This is a genomic window from Aminobacter sp. J41 (assembly GCF_000526635.1).
In the GTDB taxonomy this organism is placed as follows: Bacteria; Pseudomonadota; Alphaproteobacteria; order Rhizobiales; family Rhizobiaceae; genus Aerobium.
Window position 1 is genome coordinate 13,610 of record NZ_JAGL01000028.1, and the last position, 18,524, is coordinate 32,133.

The 18,524-nt window shown below is 64.3% G+C and carries 18 protein-coding genes; 15 read left to right on the forward strand and 3 right to left on the reverse strand.

Translation table 11 applies throughout. The features are described 5' to 3' along the window. Positions 1–133: 133 nt before the first annotated feature. Positions 134–2,860 (reverse strand): preprotein translocase subunit SecA, encoded by a 2,727-nt coding sequence (gene secA, locus L630_RS0116080; protein ID WP_024849263.1) that lies wholly within the window; start codon positions 2,858–2,860, stop codon positions 134–136. 252 nt (positions 2,861–3,112) lie between these two features. Here secA and L630_RS0116085 point away from each other — a divergent pair, with 252 nt between their 5' ends. The 6 genes from L630_RS0116085 (at position 3,113) to L630_RS22540 (ending at position 7,222) form a co-directional block, all read left to right on the forward strand. Beyond that, the gene (locus L630_RS0116085) at positions 3,113–4,015 is read left to right on the forward strand and encodes a peptidylprolyl isomerase (protein WP_024849264.1); all 903 of its coding nucleotides are present in this window, start codon (positions 3,113–3,115) and stop codon (positions 4,013–4,015) included. Positions 4,016–4,044: 29 nt separating this feature from the next. Continuing rightward, the gene (argJ, locus tag L630_RS0116090) at positions 4,045–5,286 is read left to right on the forward strand and encodes a bifunctional glutamate N-acetyltransferase/amino-acid acetyltransferase ArgJ (RefSeq protein ID WP_024849265.1); all 1,242 of its coding nucleotides are present in this window, start codon (positions 4,045–4,047) and stop codon (positions 5,284–5,286) included. A gap of 18 nt (positions 5,287–5,304) precedes the next feature. Beyond that, positions 5,305–6,084 (forward strand): GNAT family N-acetyltransferase, encoded by a 780-nt coding sequence (locus tag L630_RS0116095; RefSeq protein WP_024849266.1) that lies wholly within the window; start codon positions 5,305–5,307, stop codon positions 6,082–6,084. Positions 6,085–6,089: 5 nt separating this feature from the next. Beyond that, positions 6,090–6,503, forward strand: coding sequence for a (deoxy)nucleoside triphosphate pyrophosphohydrolase (locus L630_RS0116100; protein WP_024849267.1), 414 nt, complete (start codon positions 6,090–6,092; stop codon positions 6,501–6,503). Positions 6,504–6,578: 75 nt separating this feature from the next. Next, on the forward strand, positions 6,579–6,908 hold the full coding sequence (locus tag L630_RS0116105; protein WP_024849268.1) for a hypothetical protein: 330 nt from the start codon (positions 6,579–6,581) through the stop codon (positions 6,906–6,908). A 140-nt stretch (positions 6,909–7,048) separates the two neighbouring features. Then, positions 7,049–7,222 (forward strand): Flp family type IVb pilin, encoded by a 174-nt coding sequence (locus L630_RS22540; protein WP_084466122.1) that lies wholly within the window; start codon positions 7,049–7,051, stop codon positions 7,220–7,222. Positions 7,223–7,240: 18 nt separating this feature from the next. Here L630_RS22540 and L630_RS0116115 read toward each other — a convergent pair whose 3' ends face one another. Beyond that, positions 7,241–8,113 carry a methyltransferase domain-containing protein gene (locus L630_RS0116115; protein ID WP_024849269.1) on the reverse strand — a complete coding sequence of 291 codons (873 nt, stop codon included), beginning with the start codon at positions 8,111–8,113 and terminating at the stop codon, positions 7,241–7,243. Positions 8,114–8,164: 51 nt separating this feature from the next. Here L630_RS0116115 and L630_RS0116120 point away from each other — a divergent pair, with 51 nt between their 5' ends. Genes L630_RS0116120 through L630_RS0116140 form a run of 5 tightly spaced genes read left to right on the forward strand, consistent with a single transcriptional unit; the run spans position 8,165 to position 11,421 of the window. Then, entirely contained in the window at positions 8,165–8,950 is a 786-nt protein-coding gene (locus L630_RS0116120) for a ComF family protein (RefSeq protein WP_024849270.1), read from the forward strand. Positions 8,951–8,974: 24 nt separating this feature from the next. Continuing rightward, on the forward strand, positions 8,975–9,238 hold the full coding sequence (gene grxC / locus L630_RS0116125) for a glutaredoxin 3 (RefSeq protein ID WP_024849271.1): 264 nt from the start codon (positions 8,975–8,977) through the stop codon (positions 9,236–9,238). A gap of 9 nt (positions 9,239–9,247) precedes the next feature. Further along, on the forward strand, positions 9,248–10,084 hold the full coding sequence (locus L630_RS21630) for a carbon-nitrogen hydrolase family protein (protein ID WP_034330596.1): 837 nt from the start codon (positions 9,248–9,250) through the stop codon (positions 10,082–10,084). Between the two features lie 17 nt (positions 10,085–10,101). Continuing rightward, on the forward strand, positions 10,102–10,527 hold the full coding sequence (locus L630_RS0116135) for a DUF1178 family protein (RefSeq protein WP_024849272.1): 426 nt from the start codon (positions 10,102–10,104) through the stop codon (positions 10,525–10,527). A gap of 6 nt (positions 10,528–10,533) precedes the next feature. Then, a complete protein-coding gene (locus tag L630_RS0116140; protein WP_024849273.1) occupies positions 10,534–11,421 on the forward strand; it encodes a DMT family transporter in 888 nt (295 codons plus the stop codon). A 282-nt stretch (positions 11,422–11,703) separates the two neighbouring features. On the opposite strand, the gene ubiG is transcribed toward L630_RS0116140, so the two are convergent. Further along, positions 11,704–12,453 (reverse strand): bifunctional 2-polyprenyl-6-hydroxyphenol methylase/3-demethylubiquinol 3-O-methyltransferase UbiG, encoded by a 750-nt coding sequence (gene ubiG / locus L630_RS0116145; RefSeq protein WP_024849274.1) that lies wholly within the window; start codon positions 12,451–12,453, stop codon positions 11,704–11,706. A gap of 193 nt (positions 12,454–12,646) precedes the next feature. Between ubiG and L630_RS0116150 the strand changes: the two genes are divergently transcribed. The 4 genes from L630_RS0116150 (at position 12,647) to prmC (ending at position 18,253) form a co-directional block, all read left to right on the forward strand. Continuing rightward, positions 12,647–13,921, forward strand: coding sequence for an aspartate kinase (locus L630_RS0116150; RefSeq protein ID WP_024849275.1), 1,275 nt, complete (start codon positions 12,647–12,649; stop codon positions 13,919–13,921). Positions 13,922–14,002: 81 nt separating this feature from the next. Beyond that, positions 14,003–16,273, forward strand: a complete 2,271-nt coding sequence (ptsP, locus tag L630_RS0116155) for a phosphoenolpyruvate--protein phosphotransferase (RefSeq protein WP_024849276.1) — start codon at positions 14,003–14,005, stop codon at positions 16,271–16,273. 29 nt (positions 16,274–16,302) lie between these two features. Then, on the forward strand, positions 16,303–17,382 hold the full coding sequence (prfA, locus tag L630_RS0116160; RefSeq protein WP_024849277.1) for a peptide chain release factor 1: 1,080 nt from the start codon (positions 16,303–16,305) through the stop codon (positions 17,380–17,382). A 4-nt stretch (positions 17,383–17,386) separates the two neighbouring features. Beyond that, entirely contained in the window at positions 17,387–18,253 is an 867-nt protein-coding gene (prmC, locus tag L630_RS0116165; protein WP_024849278.1) for a peptide chain release factor N(5)-glutamine methyltransferase, read from the forward strand. The last annotated feature ends 271 nt before the right edge of the window (positions 18,254–18,524 follow it).

Below are 18,524 nucleotides of genomic sequence, written 5' to 3' on the forward strand. Positions count from 1 at the left end.
GTGTTAGGACGGACTCTTTAAGAAACGGTGAGATGTGCCGCAGCGGCAGTCCGGGTGGCAGCTCGGGGTGTGGACAAAGAAAATCGCGCACCGGTTGCCCGATGCGCGATCTGATCTTTCCGGCAGCTGGCGCCTAGAACGCGCCGTGGCAGTGCTTGAACTTCTTGCCCGAGCCACAGGGGCAGGCCTCGTTGCGACCGACATGCCCCCAGGTCGACGGATCGTTCGGGTTGCGCTGGTCAGCCGGCACGAGGCGCGACGAAGCCGCAGCGACTGCGAGCGAGCCGTCGCCGAAGGAGTCGTCGCCGGTCGAGGCGTCGACGTGTTCGCCGCGCACGTTGCTCGGCGCCTGCGGGGCGGGGGCGTCGGCCGCCTCGCGCACCAGCTCGACGCGCATCAGCTGCGCCGTCACGGCCTGGCGCAGGTTGCCAAGCATCGCCTGGAAGAGCTCGAACGCCTCGGACTTGTACTCCTGAAGCGGGTCGCGCTGGGCGTAGCCGCGGAAGCCGACGACCGAGCGCAGGTGGTCGAGGTTGACCAGGTGCTCGCGCCACAGATGGTCGAGCGTCTGCAGCATGATCGACTTCTCGACATAGGCCATGATGTCCGGACCGAAACGCTCCGCGCGGTCCTGAGCGGCCGCGTCGGCAGCAGCCTGGATGCGCTCGCGGATTTGCTCCTCGTCGATGCCTTCTTCCTTGGCCCACTCGTCGACCGGCAGGTCGAGGTTGAGATAGGCCAGCACGGCCTCCTTGAGGCCGGCGGTGTCCCACTGCTCCGCATAGGCGTTCTCTGGGATGTGCTTGGCTACGAGGTCCTCGACGACGTCCTGTCGCATCTCGGCGACGGTCTCGCTGAGGTTCTCGCCGTCCATCAGCTCGAGACGCTGCTCGAAGACGACCTTGCGCTGGTCGTTCATCACGTCGTCGAACTTGAGAAGGTTCTTGCGGATGTCGAAGTTGCGGGCCTCGACCTTCTTCTGGGCCTTCTCCAGCGCCTTGTTGATCCAAGGGTGGATGATGGCCTCGTCTTCCTTCAGACCCAGCTTCTGCAGCATGGAGTCCATGCGATCGGAGCCGAAGATGCGCATCAGGTCGTCCTGAAGCGACAGGAAGAACTTCGAGCGGCCAGGATCGCCTTGGCGGCCGGAGCGGCCACGCAGCTGGTTGTCGATGCGGCGCGATTCATGGCGCTCGGTAGCGAGCACGTAGAGGCCGCCGGCTTCGAGCGCCTTCTGCTTCAGCCGCTCGACGTCCTCACGGATCGCCTTTTCCTTGGCTTCGCGCTCGGGGCCTGCAGGCATGTCGCCGAGTTCCTGCGCGATGCGCATGTCGGCATTGCCGCCAAGCTGGATGTCGGTACCGCGGCCAGCCATGTTGGTTGCGATGGTGATCGCGCCCGGACGGCCGGCCTGCGCAACGATCTGCGCTTCCTGCTCGTGGTGACGGGCGTTCAGCACCTGGAAGTCGGTGAAGCCTTCTTTGCGCAGGCGATCTGCGAGGTATTCCGACTTCTCGATCGAGGTGGTGCCGACCAGCGTCGGCTGGCCCTTGGCGTGCGCCTCGCGGATTTCGCGGATGATGGCGCGGTACTTCTCCTCGGCCGTGCGATAGACCTCGTCGTCCTCGTCGATACGCTTGACCGGCAGGTTGGTCGGGATCTCGGTGACTTCGAGGCCGTAGATGTTGGCGAATTCTTCCGCTTCGGTCGCAGCCGTACCGGTCATGCCGGAGAGCTTGGTGTACATCCGGAAATAGTTCTGGAAGGTGATCGAGGCCAGCGTCTGGTTCTCGGGGTGTATCTGCACCTTCTCCTTGGCTTCGAGAGCCTGGTGCAGGCCTTCCGAGAAGCGGCGGCCCGGCATCATGCGGCCGGTGAACTCGTCGATGATGACGACTTCGCCGTTGCGGACGATGTAGTCCTTGTCGCGCTGGAACAGGCGGTGGGCCTTCAGCGCATTGTTCACGTGATGGACGATGGCGACGTTCTCGACGTCATAGAGGGAAGCGCCCTTCAGCAGGCCCGCCTCGCGCAGCATGTTCTCGAGCTTCTCGGTGCCGCCTTCGGTGAAGGTGGCGGTGCGCTGCTTCTCGTCGACCTCGAAGTCTTCTTCCGACAGGCGCGGAATGAAGGCGTCGATGGTGATGTAGAGATCCGAGCGGTCTTCGAGCGGGCCGGAGATGATCAGCGGCGTGCGCGCCTCGTCGATCAGGATCGAGTCCACTTCGTCGACGATGGCGTAGTGGTGGCCGCGCTGCACCATCTGCGCGCGGTCATACTTCATGTTGTCGCGCAGGTAGTCGAAGCCGAGCTCGTTGTTGGTGGCGTAGGTGATGTCGCAGGCATAGGCCGCTTTGCGCTCGTCGTCCGACATGCCGTGGACGATGACGCCGGTCGTGAGGCCGAGGAAGCCGTAGACGCGGCTCATCCACTCGGCGTCGCGCTTGGCGAGGTAGTCGTTGACGGTAACGACGTGGACGCCCTTGCCGGGCAGCGCGTTGAGGTAGGTCGGCAGGGTTGCAACCAGCGTCTTACCTTCACCGGTGCGCATCTCGGCGATGCCGCCGCCGTGCAGGACCATGCCGCCGATCAGCTGCACGTCAAACGGCCGCAGGCCAAGCGCGCGCTTCGCCGCTTCGCGCACTACGGCAAAGGCCGGAACGAGAAGATCATCGATGGAGCGACCCTCGGCGAGCTGGGCACGGAACTCGTCCGTCTTTGCTCGCAGTGCTTCATCGGAGAGCGCGGAAATCTCGCCCTCGAGGGCGTTGATCGCTTCGACGCGCGGGCGGTAACCCTTGACGCGTCGATCATTTGAAGAGCCGAAAATCTTGCGGGCAAGAGCGCCAAAGCTGACCATCAATGGTCCTTTCAGTACGGAACGCCACGGGGTGACGCGGCCAAGCCCACTGTCGATGTGCCTGGCGGGCCGTGAAACGGGGATAGCGCCCGTGAAAACCCTTCTGGACGCCAAGTGGAAGGACAGATAAGAGGGGCCACAAGCGATGTCAACGCTACGCGACCCAAGGCCTGCAAGCGGAAAATCGCCACATTTCGGCTGGTTTGAAGGATCCACGTCCGTACCGGCCGATCCCATACTGGAGACACCCGAATGATTCACTCCTTCCGCCGCCTGCCGATCATCAGCATCGGTGTTGCAGCCACCATGTTCGCTTTCGCTGGAGCGGCGGGAGCGCAGGCTGACAAGCCGGCCGACGCGCCGACCAATGCAGTCGTGGCAACCATCAATGGTAAGCCGATCACCGAGACCGACCTGCAGGTCGCGATGGCTGACCTCGAGCAGCAGTTCGCTCAGCTTCCGGCCGAGCAGCGCCGCGCTGCCGCTCTCTCGGCGATCATCGAGATCCGCCTGATGGCCGATAAGGCCGAGGGCGCCGGCCTCGCCGAGACCGACGAGTTCAAGAGCCGCATGTCTATGCTGCGCGACCGCGCGCTGCACAGCGCCTACATCGAGAAGAACATCGCCCAGTCTGTGTCCGACGACGCGATCCGCGCCCGCTACGACGAAGAGATCAAGGAGCTGCCGGCGGCAGAGGAGATCCGCGCGCGCCACATCATCGTCAACACCGAGGAAGAGGCCAAGGCGATCATCGCCGAGCTCGACGCTGGTGGCGACTTCGAGGCGATCGCCAAGGAGAAGTCGCAGGACGGCGCTGCTGCCCAGGGCGGCGACCTCGGCTACTTCGGCAAGGGCCGCATGGTTCCGGAATTCGAGCAGGCTGCCTTTGCCCTCGAAGTCGGCTCCTACTCCAAGGAGCCGGTGAAGACCCAGTTCGGCTGGCACGTCGTCAAGGTCGAGGACAAGCGCAACGCCGAGCCGCCGGCATTCGAGCAGGTTCAGCACCAGTTCCGTTCGCTGCTGCTGCGCGAAGCTTATTTCGATGCAGTCAGCAAGCTCCGCGATGAAGCCAAGGTCGAGATCACCGATTCGGCGCTGAAGGATGCCCTCGAGGCTGCCGAAGCCGGCGACGAAGAAACCCCGGCCAACGAGTAATACAAGCACGTCCGCGAAAGCTGTCCAAAATGTCGGATACCATCTCTCCGCTCGCTCCGAAAAAGCAGCCCCGCATGCCGGCCATCGAGGGTCTGCGCATCGCCACCGCCGAGGCCGGCATCAAGTACAAGGGCCGTACGGACCTGCTGACGATGGTGTTCGACGAGGGGACGACTGTCGCGGGCGTCTTCACCCGTTCTAAGTGCCCGTCGGCGCCGGTCGACTTCTGCCGGCAGAACCTGCCGGGCGGGTCGGCCCGCGTGCTGGTGGTTAACTCCGGCAACGCCAATGCCTTCACCGGCAAGAAGGGCCGCGAGACGACGGAAATGACCGCCGAGGCTGCGGCCAAGGCGGTCGGCTGCTCGACCGGCGAGATCTTCCTCGCCTCGACCGGCGTGATCGGCGAGCCGCTTCCGGCCGGGAAGTTCACGCATTTGCTGGCCGAGATGGCGCAGCGCGCCGAGCCTGGCTTGTGGGCAGAGGCCGGCAAGGCCATCATGACCACCGACACCTATCCGAAGTACGCCACCGCCAAGGTGGACTTCGGCGGCGTAGAAGTCACAATCAACGGCATCGCCAAGGGCGCGGGCATGATCGCGCCTGACATGGCGACGATGCTTTCGTTCATTGCCACCGACGCGCCGATCGAGGCGCCGGTACTGCAGAACCTTCTGTCGGCCGGCGTCGGCAAGACCTTCAATGCGGTGACCGTCGACAGCGACACGTCGACAAGCGACACGCTGCTCCTGTTCGCGACCGGTGCAGCAGCCAAGCGCGGCGCGGCGCGCGTCAACGATGCCAAGGATCCGCGCCTGGTGCCGTTCCGCCGGGCGCTCAACAAGATGCTCAAGAACCTCGCGCTGCAGGTCGTGCGTGACGGTGAAGGCGCGCGCAAGCAGGTTGAAGTCACCGTGACCGGCGCCAAGTCGGCGCGCTCGGCCAAGCGTATCGCGCTGTCGATCGCCAACTCGCCGCTCGTGAAGACGGCGGTTGCCGGCGAAGACGCGAACTGGGGCCGCGTCGTCATGGCTGTCGGCAAGGCCGGCGAGCCGGCAGATCGCGATCTGCTGGCAATCTGGTTCGGCGACATCCGCGTTGCCGTAAACGGCGAGCGCGACGCGGACTACTCGGAAGAGGCGACCTCAGCCTACATGAAGCGCGACGAGATCGTCATCCGCGTTGACATCGGCCTTGGCCGCGGAAAGGCGACCGTCTGGACCTGCGACCTTACCAAGGAATACGTTGCCATTAACGGTGACTACCGGTCGTAAGGCCGCCAGGAAGGTCCGATGCAAGGCAGCGACCCGCAACGCCAGAACCTTTTGCCGGCGGTCCGCCGGCTGGAGGCTGCGGGATTCCGTGCCTGGCCCGCAAGTTCGGTGCAATATGACGGCCTGTGGGCGATCCGCTTGACGGGTGGCCATCCGGCAAAGCGCCTCAACTCGATAAATCCGCTCGACCCGGCCGACCATGGCAACATGGCCGAGCGGATCGAGCGCGCCGCCGGCAAGTTCGAGGAGTGCGGCCGGCCGCTGACCTTCCGCATGTCGCCTCTCGCTTCTGAAAAGCTGACCGAGCATCTCGACAGCGAGGGCTGGCAGCGGTTCGGGGAGTCGCTGGTGATGCAGTCGGATCTCAGCAAAGAGGTACTGGACGGTGCTTTGCCTCAGGAGCCGCTGCAGGACGCTGACCAGTACGTCAGCGCTGCGATCGAGATCGGCAACGTCGCCGCGTCGCTCAGGCCGGGACTTTCCGAGGTAATTGCCGGGATCAAGCCGGAAGCCGGCATGTTCGTGCTGGAAGAGGGCGGGGTGCCTGTCTCCACCACGATCTGCGTTCGCGACGGCGACCTTGCCGGCATTTTCGAGGTGGCGACCAGCAAGGAACAGCGTGGCCGCGGCCATGCCCGGCGGCTACTGCTCTCTGCGCTGAAGTGGGCGCAGCACCGAGGAGCCAAACGCGCCTGGCTGCAGGTCGAGGCTACCAACGGGCCCGCATTGCAACTCTACCGGTCGATGGGGTTCGGCGAGGTCTATCGCTACCACTACCGGCAGCCAGCAAGGGGATGAATCAAGTGAGCGAGACGCCGAAGAAACTTGTTCTGGTTGCCGCCTGTGCGCTGGTGGACGCGGACGGGCGCGTGCTGATCGGCCAGCGCCCCGAAGGAAAGCAGCTTGCGGGGTTGTGGGAATTTCCCGGAGGCAAGGTCGAGCCTGGCGAGACACCGGAGGAGACGCTGGTGCGCGAGCTGGCTGAGGAACTCGGGATCGAGACGAAGGTCGCGTGCCTGGCCCCGCTCACCTTCGCCAGCCACTCCTACGACACCTTCAATCTCCTGATGCCGCTTTATGTCTGCCGCCGCTACTGGGGAATTCCGCAGGCGAAGGAGCATCAGGCGCTCAAGTGGGTGCGCCCGAAGAACCTGCGCGACTACCCGATGCCGCCAGCCGACGCGCCGCTGATACCCTTTCTGATCGACCTCCTCTAGGGTCAGCAGAACTTTAACAAAACGTTCAGCGAGTTGTGAAAGGTTTACCCATCATGTGCGTGATGGGAACCTTGCATGAGCAGCAATGAATGGGGCCGCTCCCGCGCGGGGCGCAGGACCGGCCTGGTCAATGCGGGCATGGGTGCGCTGAGGCTGTCGCTGCTGTTCGGTTCGGCAGCCATTGCGCTGGCGATGATCCTGACCCCGATCGTGGCCAAGCAGACCGAGAGGCTCGCGCAGTCCGACCGCTCGTTTGCGGGCGTGGACATGATGTCGACCGGCTCGATCAGCCCCGGCAATCAGCGCTCCGGCTCCACCTACATTGTCCGTCGTAGCGTGCTGCAAGCCGACCCGAATGCCGTCTGCGTCATCCGCCAGAACGGAACGCGTTCCGGCGCCTGCTGAGGCGAGTTGTGGGCCGGACGAGGCCCGTTTGCACTTTATTCACCTCAAACCAATCAGGCCGTTCGCGTTAACCTTTTTTACCGGGACCGTCCTTACCCTTTGGTCAAACGCGCAGGTGCGCCCCGACAAGGGATAAGGATATGCTCAGGAAGTTCTTCAGCGATGAAAGCGGTGCGACGGCAATCGAGTACAGCCTCATCGCCACTCTTGTATCGCTGGCGATCATGGGCGGCGTCGGCCTGGTAGCGGACAACGTCGCGGCCATGTTCCAGAAGACGTCCGAAGGCTACAGCAACGCCACCAGCGTGCGCTGATCGCAGCCGATCAGGCGATCAAGGCGTCTCAGAGCCCTTGCCCAATACCTTTGCGAGCGAGACCTGGCCGCTGCCCGGCTTGAGCGGCTTTTGCTGCGACGCATGCGGCGCCCAGCCCGACAGCCAGATGGTGGCGAATGTTGCCCGTACTCTCCCGTCAGGGTCGGAGAAGCGCTCCGCATAGATTTCTGCCGCCCGCAGGAACAGCGCCTTCGATGCAGGTTTGCGGCCGCGCTGGACCAGCACGTTGGTCGCGCCCATAGCGCGCAGGTCGCGGATCAGCCCAAACATCGAGTCATAGCGAACCGTTACCGTCTCGAGGTCCGCGACGGGAAGCGCCAACCCCGCCCGCTGCAGCAGGCCGCCGGCGTCGCGCACGTCCGTAAACGGGAAGACGCGGGGGCTCGCGCCGCCATAAAGCTCCGTTTCCGCGGCCAGCAGCGCTTCGCGCAGTTCGGCAAGCGTGCCGTTGCCGGCCATGCAGCCGAGGAACAGGCCGTCGGGGCGCAATGCCCGGCGGATCTGCACCAGCATGCCTGGCACGTCGTTCATCTCGTGCAGCGCATAGAGCGAGACGGCGAGATCGATGCTCTCTGGCTCGAACGGTACGGTCTCGGGGACAGCGGTAATGCCGTCGAAGCCTGTCTGGCCGGCATCGACCTCCACCCGCGCGACGCTGGCGACCTTGCCTGACTGCGCCATCACACGCGCGGCGGCATCCGTAGTCGAAAACAGGGCAGCACCCTTCTCGAAGCGGCGCTCGACGGCGCTCAGCCGATCGGCCAGGTCTTCCGCCGCCCGTTCCATCAGAAAGGCAGCGCCCTCATCGGCGATACGTGCCGCGCGGCGCTTGCGTGCAAGCAGGCTCTCAATGTCGAAAACGGGTTCCATCGGGACTCCTTTGTCCGTCCGGTATATGGTGACGGCAGGGTGGGATGTCTCGTGGCTGAAACGTCGGTTCAGTTCAAGAGCCTGATCGCCGCTGCGGCGCAGTGGGCCGGGCGGATGCTGTTTCCGCCTGTCTGCGCGGGGTGCCAGAGGCTGGTGGCCGAGACCGGCGCGCTATGCGGTGAATGCTGGCCGAAGCTTCGCTTTCTCGAACAACCTTGGTGCGATGTGCTTGGCACGCCCTTCTCCTACGAGGTAGGCGAGGGGATGCTGTCGGCGGATGCGATCGCGAACCCACCGCCGTTCCGGCGGGCCAGGGCAGCGGTTTCCTACAATGGTGTCGCGCGGCAGATGGTGCTGAACCTGAAATTCGGCGACCGCACCGAGCTCGCGCCATCAATGGCGCGCTGGATGCTGCGGGTCGCGCCGGATCTCGTTGCCGATGCCGATCTCATCGTCCCGGTGCCCTTGCACCGCACCCGCTATTTCAACCGGCGCTTCAACCAGTCTGCCGAGCTTGCCCGCGCCCTGTGTGCGCTCACCGGTAAGCGACTCGCGCCGGAGGTAGTGATTCGCGCTCGCGCGACCCGGCAGCAGGTCGGCCTGACCGCCCGCGCGCGTGAGGAAAACGTCCGCGGCGCGTTCCGTGTGCCAAAGCACATGGTGCCTCAGGCACGTGACAAGCACATCCTCGTGATCGACGACGTCTATACGACGGGCAACACCGTTACCTCGCTGACGAAGACCCTCAAGCGGGCAGGCGCGACCGAAGTCGACGTGCTTACATTCGCGCGCGTGCTGCCGGGGGACTTCCAGCCGGAAGAAGCCGGCTCTATATGAGAGACAACAACGGTGGATAGAAAAATGCCCGAAGTGACCATCTACACGCGGATGATGTGCGGTTACTGCGCAGCCGCGAAACGTCTTCTCGACCAGAAAGGCGTTGCCTATGTCGAGCACGACGCCAGCTTTTCTCCGGAGCTGCGGCAGGAGATGATCCAGCGCTCGGGCCGTAACACCTTTCCCCAAATATTTATCGGCGACATTCACGTCGGCGGCTCGGACGATCTTCACGAACTGGAAGCAGCAGGGAAGCTCGACGCATTGCTGGCCGGCGAAAATTCATAGGTAGGACAGATGAGCATTGTGAAGGTCGCAGCGGTCCAGATGCGTTCCGGAACCAGTCCGGAGCGGAACGCTGCGGATTTTGAGAAGCTGGTGCGCGAGGCAGCGTCGAAGGGCGCGCAGTATGTGCAGACGCCGGAAATGACCGGCGCGCTGGTGCGCGGCAAGGACGAGTTGAAGGCGATCCTCAAGCCTGAGGCTGAGGATCTGATCGCGCGCAAGGGAGCAGAGCTCGCAAAGGAGCTCGGCATCTACCTGCATGTCGGCTCGACCGCGATCGCGCGCGACGACGGCAAGGTCGCGAACCGCGGCTTCATCTTCGCGCCTTCGGGCGAAAAGATCGCCAGCTACGACAAGATCCACATGTTCGACGTCGACCTCGACAATGGTGAGAGCTGGCGCGAATCCGCGACCTATGAGCCGGGTACCTGCGCGTCGGTCGTCGACCTGCCGTTCGCCCGCCTCGGCATGGCCGTGTGCTACGACATCCGCTTTCCGCAGTTGTTCCGCGCGCAGGCGATGGATGGTGCGCAAATTCTGACTGCACCTGCCGCCTTCACCCGCCAGACCGGCGAGGCGCACTGGCATGTCCTGCAGCGCGCCCGGGCGATCGAGAACGGCGCCTGGGTCATCACCGCCGCACAGGGCGGCAAGCACGAGGACGGCCGCGAGACCTACGGCCACTCGCTGATCATCGACCCGTGGGGTCGCGTCGTCGCCGAGGCCGATCATGACGAGCCGGGCGTGGTCGTCGCGGCAATCGATCCCGCCGCGTCCGCCGAGGCCCGCAAGAAGATACCGAACCTGAAGAACGGGCGTCCGTTCGAGGTGGCGAACTTCTGGGCATAAGGGAGCAGCGCGCCGCCATGATCCGCTTTACGCTCTGCTGCGAAAAGAAGCACGAGTTCGACGGCTGGTTCCGCAGCAATGCTGATTTCGACACCCAGAAGGAGCGGGGGCTGGTGACCTGCCCGATCTGCCACTCGCCCAAGGTCGAGAAGACGCTGATGGCGCCCAACATCTCGACCGGACGGCAGCAGGAAAAGATCGCGCTTGCCATGGGCGAGGAGCAGCGCATGGCCCTCGAGAAGCTCAAGGAGTTCGCCCGCAAGGCCCGCGAGAGCGCCGACTATGTCGGCGAGCGCTTTGCCGAGGAGGCCCGCAAGATCCACTTCGGCGAAGTGGAGCCGCGCGGCATCTATGGCGAGGCAACGCCGGAGGAAGCGCGCCAGCTCATCGACGACGGCGTCGACTTCATGCCGCTGCCCGTATTTCCAGATGACCAGAACTGAGGCCGCATGAGGGGCCTCTGGAATTCCGCCATTGGTCTCCTCATCGTGACCGGCACGCTGCTCGGGCTGATGCTGCCATTCGGCAAGGTGGCGGGCGAGGCAGGCGTGCCGCCAGTGGTCTGGGCGATGCTGGTCTCGGCTGGGGCCGCAGCGGTGCTGCTTATCACCATGCGTGCCCGCAACGAACGGCTTGGCCTCGATGCCCGGCGGCTGCGCTTCTACGGCATCTCGGCTGCCGTCTCCTACGCCATCCCCAATTTGGTCGTGTTCTCAGCCATGCCGCACCTTGGCGCGGGCTACATGGGCATCATGTACACGCTCTCGCCGATGTTCACGCTGATCCTGTCGGTTATCTTTCGGGTGCGGAAGCCTAACCTTCTGGGCATGCTCGGCATCGTCATCGGCTTCGTCGGCGCCGTGCTCGTTGCGACGACGCGAGGGGAAGCGGGTGCGCCGGCCTCGATAACCTGGGTTGGCATTGGGCTGACGCTTCCGGTGCTGCTTGCCTGCGGCAACGTTTACCGGACCTGGGACTGGCCGGAAGGTGCCGGTCCGACCGAGCTTGCCGTCGGCAGCCATCTCGCTTCCGGGCTGATGCTGCTCGGGCTCGCAGCCGTGACCGGGCAGCTCGCTGGCATTGCCCTGTTGGGTGATCTGCCGGGACTATCGCTGGCGCAGGTCGCATCGGCCGCCGGCATGTTCGTCTGCTACTTCCGCCTGCAGGCGGTGAGCGGGCCGGTTTATCTCAGCCAGATCAGCTACGTCGCCGCCGCGATCGCGATTATCGCCGGCACGCTGCTGCTTGGCGAAACCTATGCGTTTCTGACCTGGATCGGCACGGCGATCATCTTCGTCGGCGTCGTGATGACAACGAAGGCACAGGCAGCGGGGTAGGAGCTTCTGGGCTGTCTGCCGTCCCACAGGGGAGACATTCCGGCATGGATCCGCGGGTCAAGCCCGCGGATGACGAAGGGAAGGATGCTTCGCCCTTGTCGGCTCCGCGGCGCTTTCCAGTTACGTTTGTTACTGGAGGCGTGGCGAGCGGAATGGTGAAAACGGCCACCGACGCCGCTCGCGATTGTCATGCCACGGCTCAACCTGGCATTCATGCCTTCCGCTGAAGATCTGCTCGCAGGCTGAAGAAACAAAACAAGGCCGCAGGAGCTGCGGCCCAGGTTACTGCGCCGTCTTCTCCGCCAGGACCATGTAGTTGACGTCCATGTCCTTGGAGCGGCCCCAGCGGTCCGCGAGCGGATTGTAGGTAACGCCGGTGCGGTCGATGACCGTCATGTTGGCATTGTTGAGCGCGCGTTCGAGCTCTTCCGGGCGCACCAGCTTCCCGTACTGGTGGGTGCCGCGCTTGAGCCAGCGCAGGACATATTCGGCGCCGATGATGGCGAGCGCGTAGGCCTTCAGCGTGCGGTTGATGGTGGCGACGAACATGATGCCGCCGGGACGCACCATCTGCGCCGACTTGGAAATGAACAGCTCGACGTCGGCGACGTGCTCGACGACTTCCATCGCCAGCACGACGTCAAAGGTCTCGCCGGCGTCGGCGAGGTCTTCCGCCGTGGTTGCCCGGTAGTCGATCGATACGCCGGCTTCCTGGGCGTGCAGCTTGGCGACCTCGATGTTGGTCTCGGACGCATCCGCACCAACTACTTCCGCGCCAAGGCGAGCCAGTGGCTCGCACAGCAGGCCGCCGCCGCAGCCGATGTCGAGAATCCGCAGCCCCTCGAACGGCTTTGCCGCTCGCGGGTCACGACCGAAACGCGCCGCAACCTGGTCGCGGATGTAGGCGAGGCGGACCGGATTGAACTTGTGCAGCGGACGGAATTTCCCGTTCGGATTCCACCACTCAGCCGCAAGCGCGGAGAAACGCTCCACTTCGCCCGCGTCGATGGTCGTTCGTCGGGGTTGGGTCATAGTCTGTGTCTCCTTCAGCGCAATGAAGTCGGGGAGGGCGCCCAGAATGTCAACCCGCAACCTAGCCATTCGCTTGCGAAGCTGCGCGGATTTGGCTATGGAACCCGCGCATTCGCGCCGCCGCCCGGCAGGCGCTTCAATTTGAAGTTCTCCGGAGTTTTTGCTCCGGCCGTATCGAGGACATATCGCTTCCATGGCGCGCATCGTGATGAAATTCGGCGGAACCTCCGTCGCCGACATCGCCCGCATCCGCAACGTGGCGCGGCATGTGAAACGCGAGGTCGATGCCGGCCACGAGGTTGCCGTTGTCGTGTCGGCGATGGCCGGCAAGACAAACGAACTGGTCGGCTGGGTTCAGGAAGCTTCGAAGGCCGAAGGCGCCAACCTGAACATTTACGACGCACGCGAATACGACGCCGTCGTCGCTTCGGGTGAACAGGTAACGTCGGGTCTTCTTGCCCTCGTCCTGCAGTCGATGGGCATCAACGCTCGGTCCTGGCAGGGTTGGCAGATCCCGGTCAAGACCAACAATGCCCACGGTGCCGCGCGCATCGAGGACATCGACGGTTCGTTCCTGATCGAGCGTTTCAAGGAAGGCCAGGTCGCGGTCATCGCCGGTTTCCAAGGCATTGCTCCGGACAACCGCATTTCGACGCTTGGCCGCGGCGGCTCTGACACCAGCGCGGTGGCGATCGCGGCTGCGGTGAAGGCCGATCGCTGCGACATCTACACCGACGTGGACGGCGTCTACACGACCGATCCGCGCATCGAGCCCAAGGCACGCCGCCTTGCCAAGATTTCCTTCGAGGAAATGCTGGAAATGGCGTCGCTTGGCGCGAAAGTGCTTCAGGTCCGTTCGGTCGAGCTTGCGATGGTGCACAAGGTGCGCACCTTCGTTCGTTCCTCGTTCGTCGAGCCCGACGCCCCTGGAATGGGCGATCTTCTCAACCCGCCCGGAACCCTCATTTGCGACGAGGATGAAATCGTGGAACAGCAAGTCGTCACCGGCATCGCCTACGCCAAGGACGAGGCGCAGATTTCCCTGCGCCGCGTTTCGGACCGTCCGGGCGTTGCTGCAGGCATCTTCGGCCCTCTGGCCGAGGCCGGCATCAATGTGGACATGATCGTCCAGAACATTTCCGAGGACGGATCCTACACCGACATGACCTTCACCGTCCCGGCAGGCGACCTGCCGAAGGCGCTGCTGACGCTCGAGAAGGTCAAGGAAACCGTCGGGTTCGACGCTGTCCAGCACGAGGACGGCATGTCGAAGGTCTCGATCATCGGCATCGGCATGCGCAGCCATACGGGCGTGGCGGCCACCGCCTTCCGCGCCCTGGCGGAAAAGGGTATCAATATCCGTGCGATCACGACCTCGGAGATCAAGATCTCCATCCTGATCGACGGCCCCTACACCGAACTGGCAGTCCGGACTTTACATTCAGTCTACGGCCTCGATAAGCAGTAGGCAGTACGCACCGGAACTCTGGAGAGGACGGGGACCGCGCGAGTGGTCTAGCCGTCCTTCCGGCATTGGAGGGAAGCGCTCATGCGTGACACGGCCGCTGGCCCACGCCTATTGCTGAGACGGCTTCGTGAGCTGATGGCCGAACCGCTCGAGCCGCAGGAGCGGCTCGACCAGATCGTGTACCATATCGCCCAGAATATGGTCGCGGAGGTCTGCTCCCTCTATGTGCTGCGCGCTGATTCGGTCCTCGAGCTCTACGCGACCGAGGGCCTCAACCGGAACGCGGTCCACAATGCGCAGCTGCGCCTCGGCGAGGGCCTCGTCGGCACCATCGCCGCGAGCGCGCGGGCGCTGAACCTTTCCGACGCGCAAAAGCACCCCGCCTTCGCCTACCTGCCGGAGACCGGCGAAGAGATCTATCACTCGTTCCTTGGTGTGCCGGTACTGCGCGCCGGCCGCACGCTCGGCGTCCTTGTCGTGCAGAACCGCACGCAGCGCGTCTATCGCGAGGACGAGGTTGAAGCGCTGGAAACGACGGCGATGGTGATCGCCGAGATGATCGCGACGGGCGACCTTGCGCGCCTTGCGCGGCCCGGCATCGAGCTCGACCTTTCCCGCCCCGTGACGCTCAAGGGTGCTCCATTCAGCGACGGCGTCGGCCTCGGCCATGTGCGGCTGCACGAGCCGCGCATCGTTGTCACCAACCTCTTCAACGAGGACAGCGAGGCAGAACTCCAGCGCCTCGAAAAGGCGTTGAGCTCGCTGCGCCTGTCGATCGACGACATGCTGTCGCGCCGCGAGATCGCCTTCGAGGGGGAGCACCGCGAGGTGCTCGAGGCCTACCGCATGTTCGCGAACGACCGCGGCTGGGTCCGACGTCTCGAGGAGGCGATTCGCAACGGCCTGACGGCGGAAGCGGCGGTCGAGAAGGTGCAGAGCGACATGCGCGCGCGCATGCTGCACATGACCGACCCCTATCTGCGCGAGCGGATGAGCGACTTCGACGATCTGGCCAACCGCCTGTTGCGGATGCTCTTGGGCGGTGGCCCGGAGATGCTTGCAAGCTCGCTGCCGCGCGACGCGATCATCGTTGCCCGCTCGATGGGGGCGGCCGAACTCCTTGACTATCCGCGCGAGAAGCTGCGCGGCCTCGTGCTGGAAGAGGGCGCGATCACCAGCCACGTCGTCATCGTGGCGCGCGCGATGGGCATTCCCGTCGCGGGCCAGATGAAAGGCGCCGTCTCCATGTCGGAGAACGGCGACGCAATCATCGTCGACGGCGACGAGGGCGTCGTCCACCTGCGCCCGCAGGCCGACGTCGAGAAGGCCTATGCGGAAAAGGTCCGGTTCCGCGCGCGCAAGCAGAAGCTCTATCGCGAGCTGCGCGACAAGCCGAGCGAGACGAAGGACGGCGTCAAGGTCGACCTGCTTATGAACGCTGGCCTGGCGGTTGACCTGCCGCAGCTTGAGCAGTCGGGTGCGGCGGGCATCGGCCTGTTCCGCACTGAGCTGCAGTTCATGGTGGCGTCTACCTTCCCGCGTGCCGAGGCGCAGGAGCGTCTCTATCGCGAAGTGCTGGATGCCGCCGGTAACCGACCGGTCACCTTCCGCACCATCGACATCGGCGGCGACAAGGTGCTGCCCTATTTCAAGGGCGTTGGCCACGAGGAGAACCCGGCGCTCGGCTGGCGCGCGGTGCGCCTGACGCTGGATCGTCCCGGCCTCTTGCGCACGCAGATCCGTGCGCTGCTGAAGGCTGCCGGCGGGCGCGAGCTGCGCGTCATGCTGCCGATGGTCACCACGCTGACCGAGATCCGCCAGGCCCGCGAGATCATCGACAAGGAGGTCCGGCACCTGTCGCGCTTCGCGCATCACCTTCCGAACACGCTGAAGCTCGGCGCCATGGTCGAGGTGCCGGCGCTGCTGTGGCAGCTGGAAGAGGTGATGAACGCCGTCGACTTCATTTCCGTCGGCTCGAACGACCTGTTCCAGTTCATCACGGCGACCGACCGTGGCAACAACCAGGTCGCGGACCGTTACGATCCGATCTCCGTGCCGTTCCTCCGCGTCCTGCGCCAGATCGCCGACATGGGCCAGGAGACGGGTACCTCCGTCACGCTCTGCGGCGAGATGGCCGGCCGGCCGATTTCTGCGATGGCGCTGCTCGCCGTCGGCTACCGCGCGATTTCCATGTCCCCGGCCGCCATCGGCCCGGTCAAGGCGATGCTGGTGGAACTGCCGCTTGGCAAGCTGACCGAAATCATGGATGACCTCTTGAACGGCCAGAGCTGCGAGCGCGACGTGCGCGCATTGCTCAAGGCATTCGCCGAAGAGCACAACATTCCGCTCTGATCCTTTTTGACGCCCATTACGGACAACACATGATCGATTTGCCGCGCGACCGGATGGACCAGGTCCTGAAACGCTTCGAACTGCTCGAAGTGCAGATGGCGGCTGGTCCGGAGCCAGACGTCTACGTCAAGCTCGCGTCGGAATATTCCGAGCTTCAGGAAATGGCAGGCAAGATCCGTGAGCTGCGTGCGGCCGAGGATGAACTTGCCGACCTTGAGGCGATGCTCGAAGACAAGTCGCTCGATGCGGAGATGCGCGAGCTCGCCGAAGCCGAGCTGCCGGGCGTCGAGGAAAAGCTCGAAGAGCTGAAGAAGGAGATCCAGATCCTTCTGCTGCCGAAGGACGCTGCCGACGAGAAGAACGCGATCCTCGAAATCCGCGCAGGCACCGGCGGCGACGAGGCCGCGCTGTTCGCCGGCGACCTGTTTCGCATGTACGAGCGCTATGCTGCTTCCAAGGGCTGGCGTGTCGAGGTCGTCTCGGCGAGCGAGGGCGAAGTCGGCGGCTACAAGGAAATCATCGCCTCGGTGTCGGGCAAAGGCGTTTTCGCGCACCTGAAGTTCGAATCGGGCGTCCACCGCGTCCAGCGCGTGCCAGAGACGGAGGCGGGCGGTCGCATCCATACGTCCGCAGCAACAGTCGCGGTGCTTCCGGAAGCGGAAGAGGTCGACATCGAGATCAAAGCCGAAGACATCCGCATCGACACGATGCGTGCGTCCGGTGCTGGCGGCCAGCACGTCAACACCACCGACTCGGCCGTGCGCATCACCCACCTGCCGACCGGCATCATGGTGGTGTCGGCGGAAAAGTCGCAGCACCAGAACCGGGCCCGCGCCATGCAGATCCTGCGCGCCCGTCTCTACGACATGGAGCGCGAGAAGGCCGCGAGCGAGCGTTCGGAAGCTCGGCGCCTGCAGGTCGGCTCTGGCGACCGCTCGGAGCGCATCCGCACCTACAACTTCCCGCAGGGGCGCCTGACCGATCACCGCATCAACCTGACGCTCTACAAGCTCGACCGGGTGATGATGGGTGAGCTCGACGAGGTCATCCAGGCGCTGATCGCCGACCACCAGTCGAAGCTGCTGCTGGAAGCCGGTCAGGACGGCTGACGAGATGCAGCAGCCGCGCCCGGCGCTGGGACCTCTCATCCGGCATGTGCGTTCCGTACTGGAGCAGGCCGGCAAGCAGAGCGCGGCGCTCGATGCGCGCCTGCTCGTCGAACACTTTACCGGCACCAGCCGCACCGATGCGGTGCTTGATCCCGAACGTGTGATCCCGCAGGAGCGGGTAGAGGCGGTGCTTGCTGCACTCGATCGCAGGCTTAACGGTGAGCCTGTCCACCGCATCATCGGCTACCGGGAATTCTACGGCCTGCAGCTAAAGATTTCCGCTGAAACTCTGGAGCCCCGGCCCGATACGGAATCGCTGGTGGAGCTCGCGCTGCCCTATGTCCGTCGCATCGCGGAGGAAAAGGGCAGCTGTTCGATCCTCGACATGGGCACCGGAACGGGCGCGATAGCGCTCGCGCTCATCCATGAGGAACCCCGCGCGCGGGCGCTGGCGACAGATATTTCGCCCGATGCCCTTGCAACGGCGAAGAGCAATGCCGATATCAATCGTGTCGCGGATCGTTTCGAGACCCTAAGGTCCAGCTGGTACGACAATATTGACCGGCGATTTGACGTAATCGTCTCGAACCCGCCCTACATACCGACAGACGTGATTGCTTCACTTGAGCGCGAAGTCCGGGATTTCGATCCCCTCGCAGCGCTCGATGGCGGGCCGGATGGGCTGGATGCCTATCGGGCTATCGCGGCCGGTGCTCCGGAACATTTGCTGGAAGCTGGCGTTGTAGTTGTTGAAGTCGGATACGATCAGCCTGATGCGGTCGAGGCGATCTTCAGGGCCCGCGGCTTCGTTCTCGTAGAAGGCGCAGATGACCTTGGTGGACACCGCAGATCCCTTGCCTTTAAGCTCTAGCTGCTTGGGTGAGTCGAAGAAAAAAGCGCTTGGCAAAGGCAGTTATTGCCGCTAGTTTCCCGGCACCGGATGTGACGAGGCAGGCAGTGCCGTTATCGATTCGGTTCCCTGTGAACAGCGTGAACAGACTGCCTTCTTGCATAAGCCATAGCGCTTGAGCTTCGTGCGGGGAACGTCCGGAAAGTACATGAACGGGACAGGAATTACGTGGCGATAGCCCGTTTCCAGCGGCTGACCGCCATCAAAGGACGCTACGCGGACGGCGACTCCG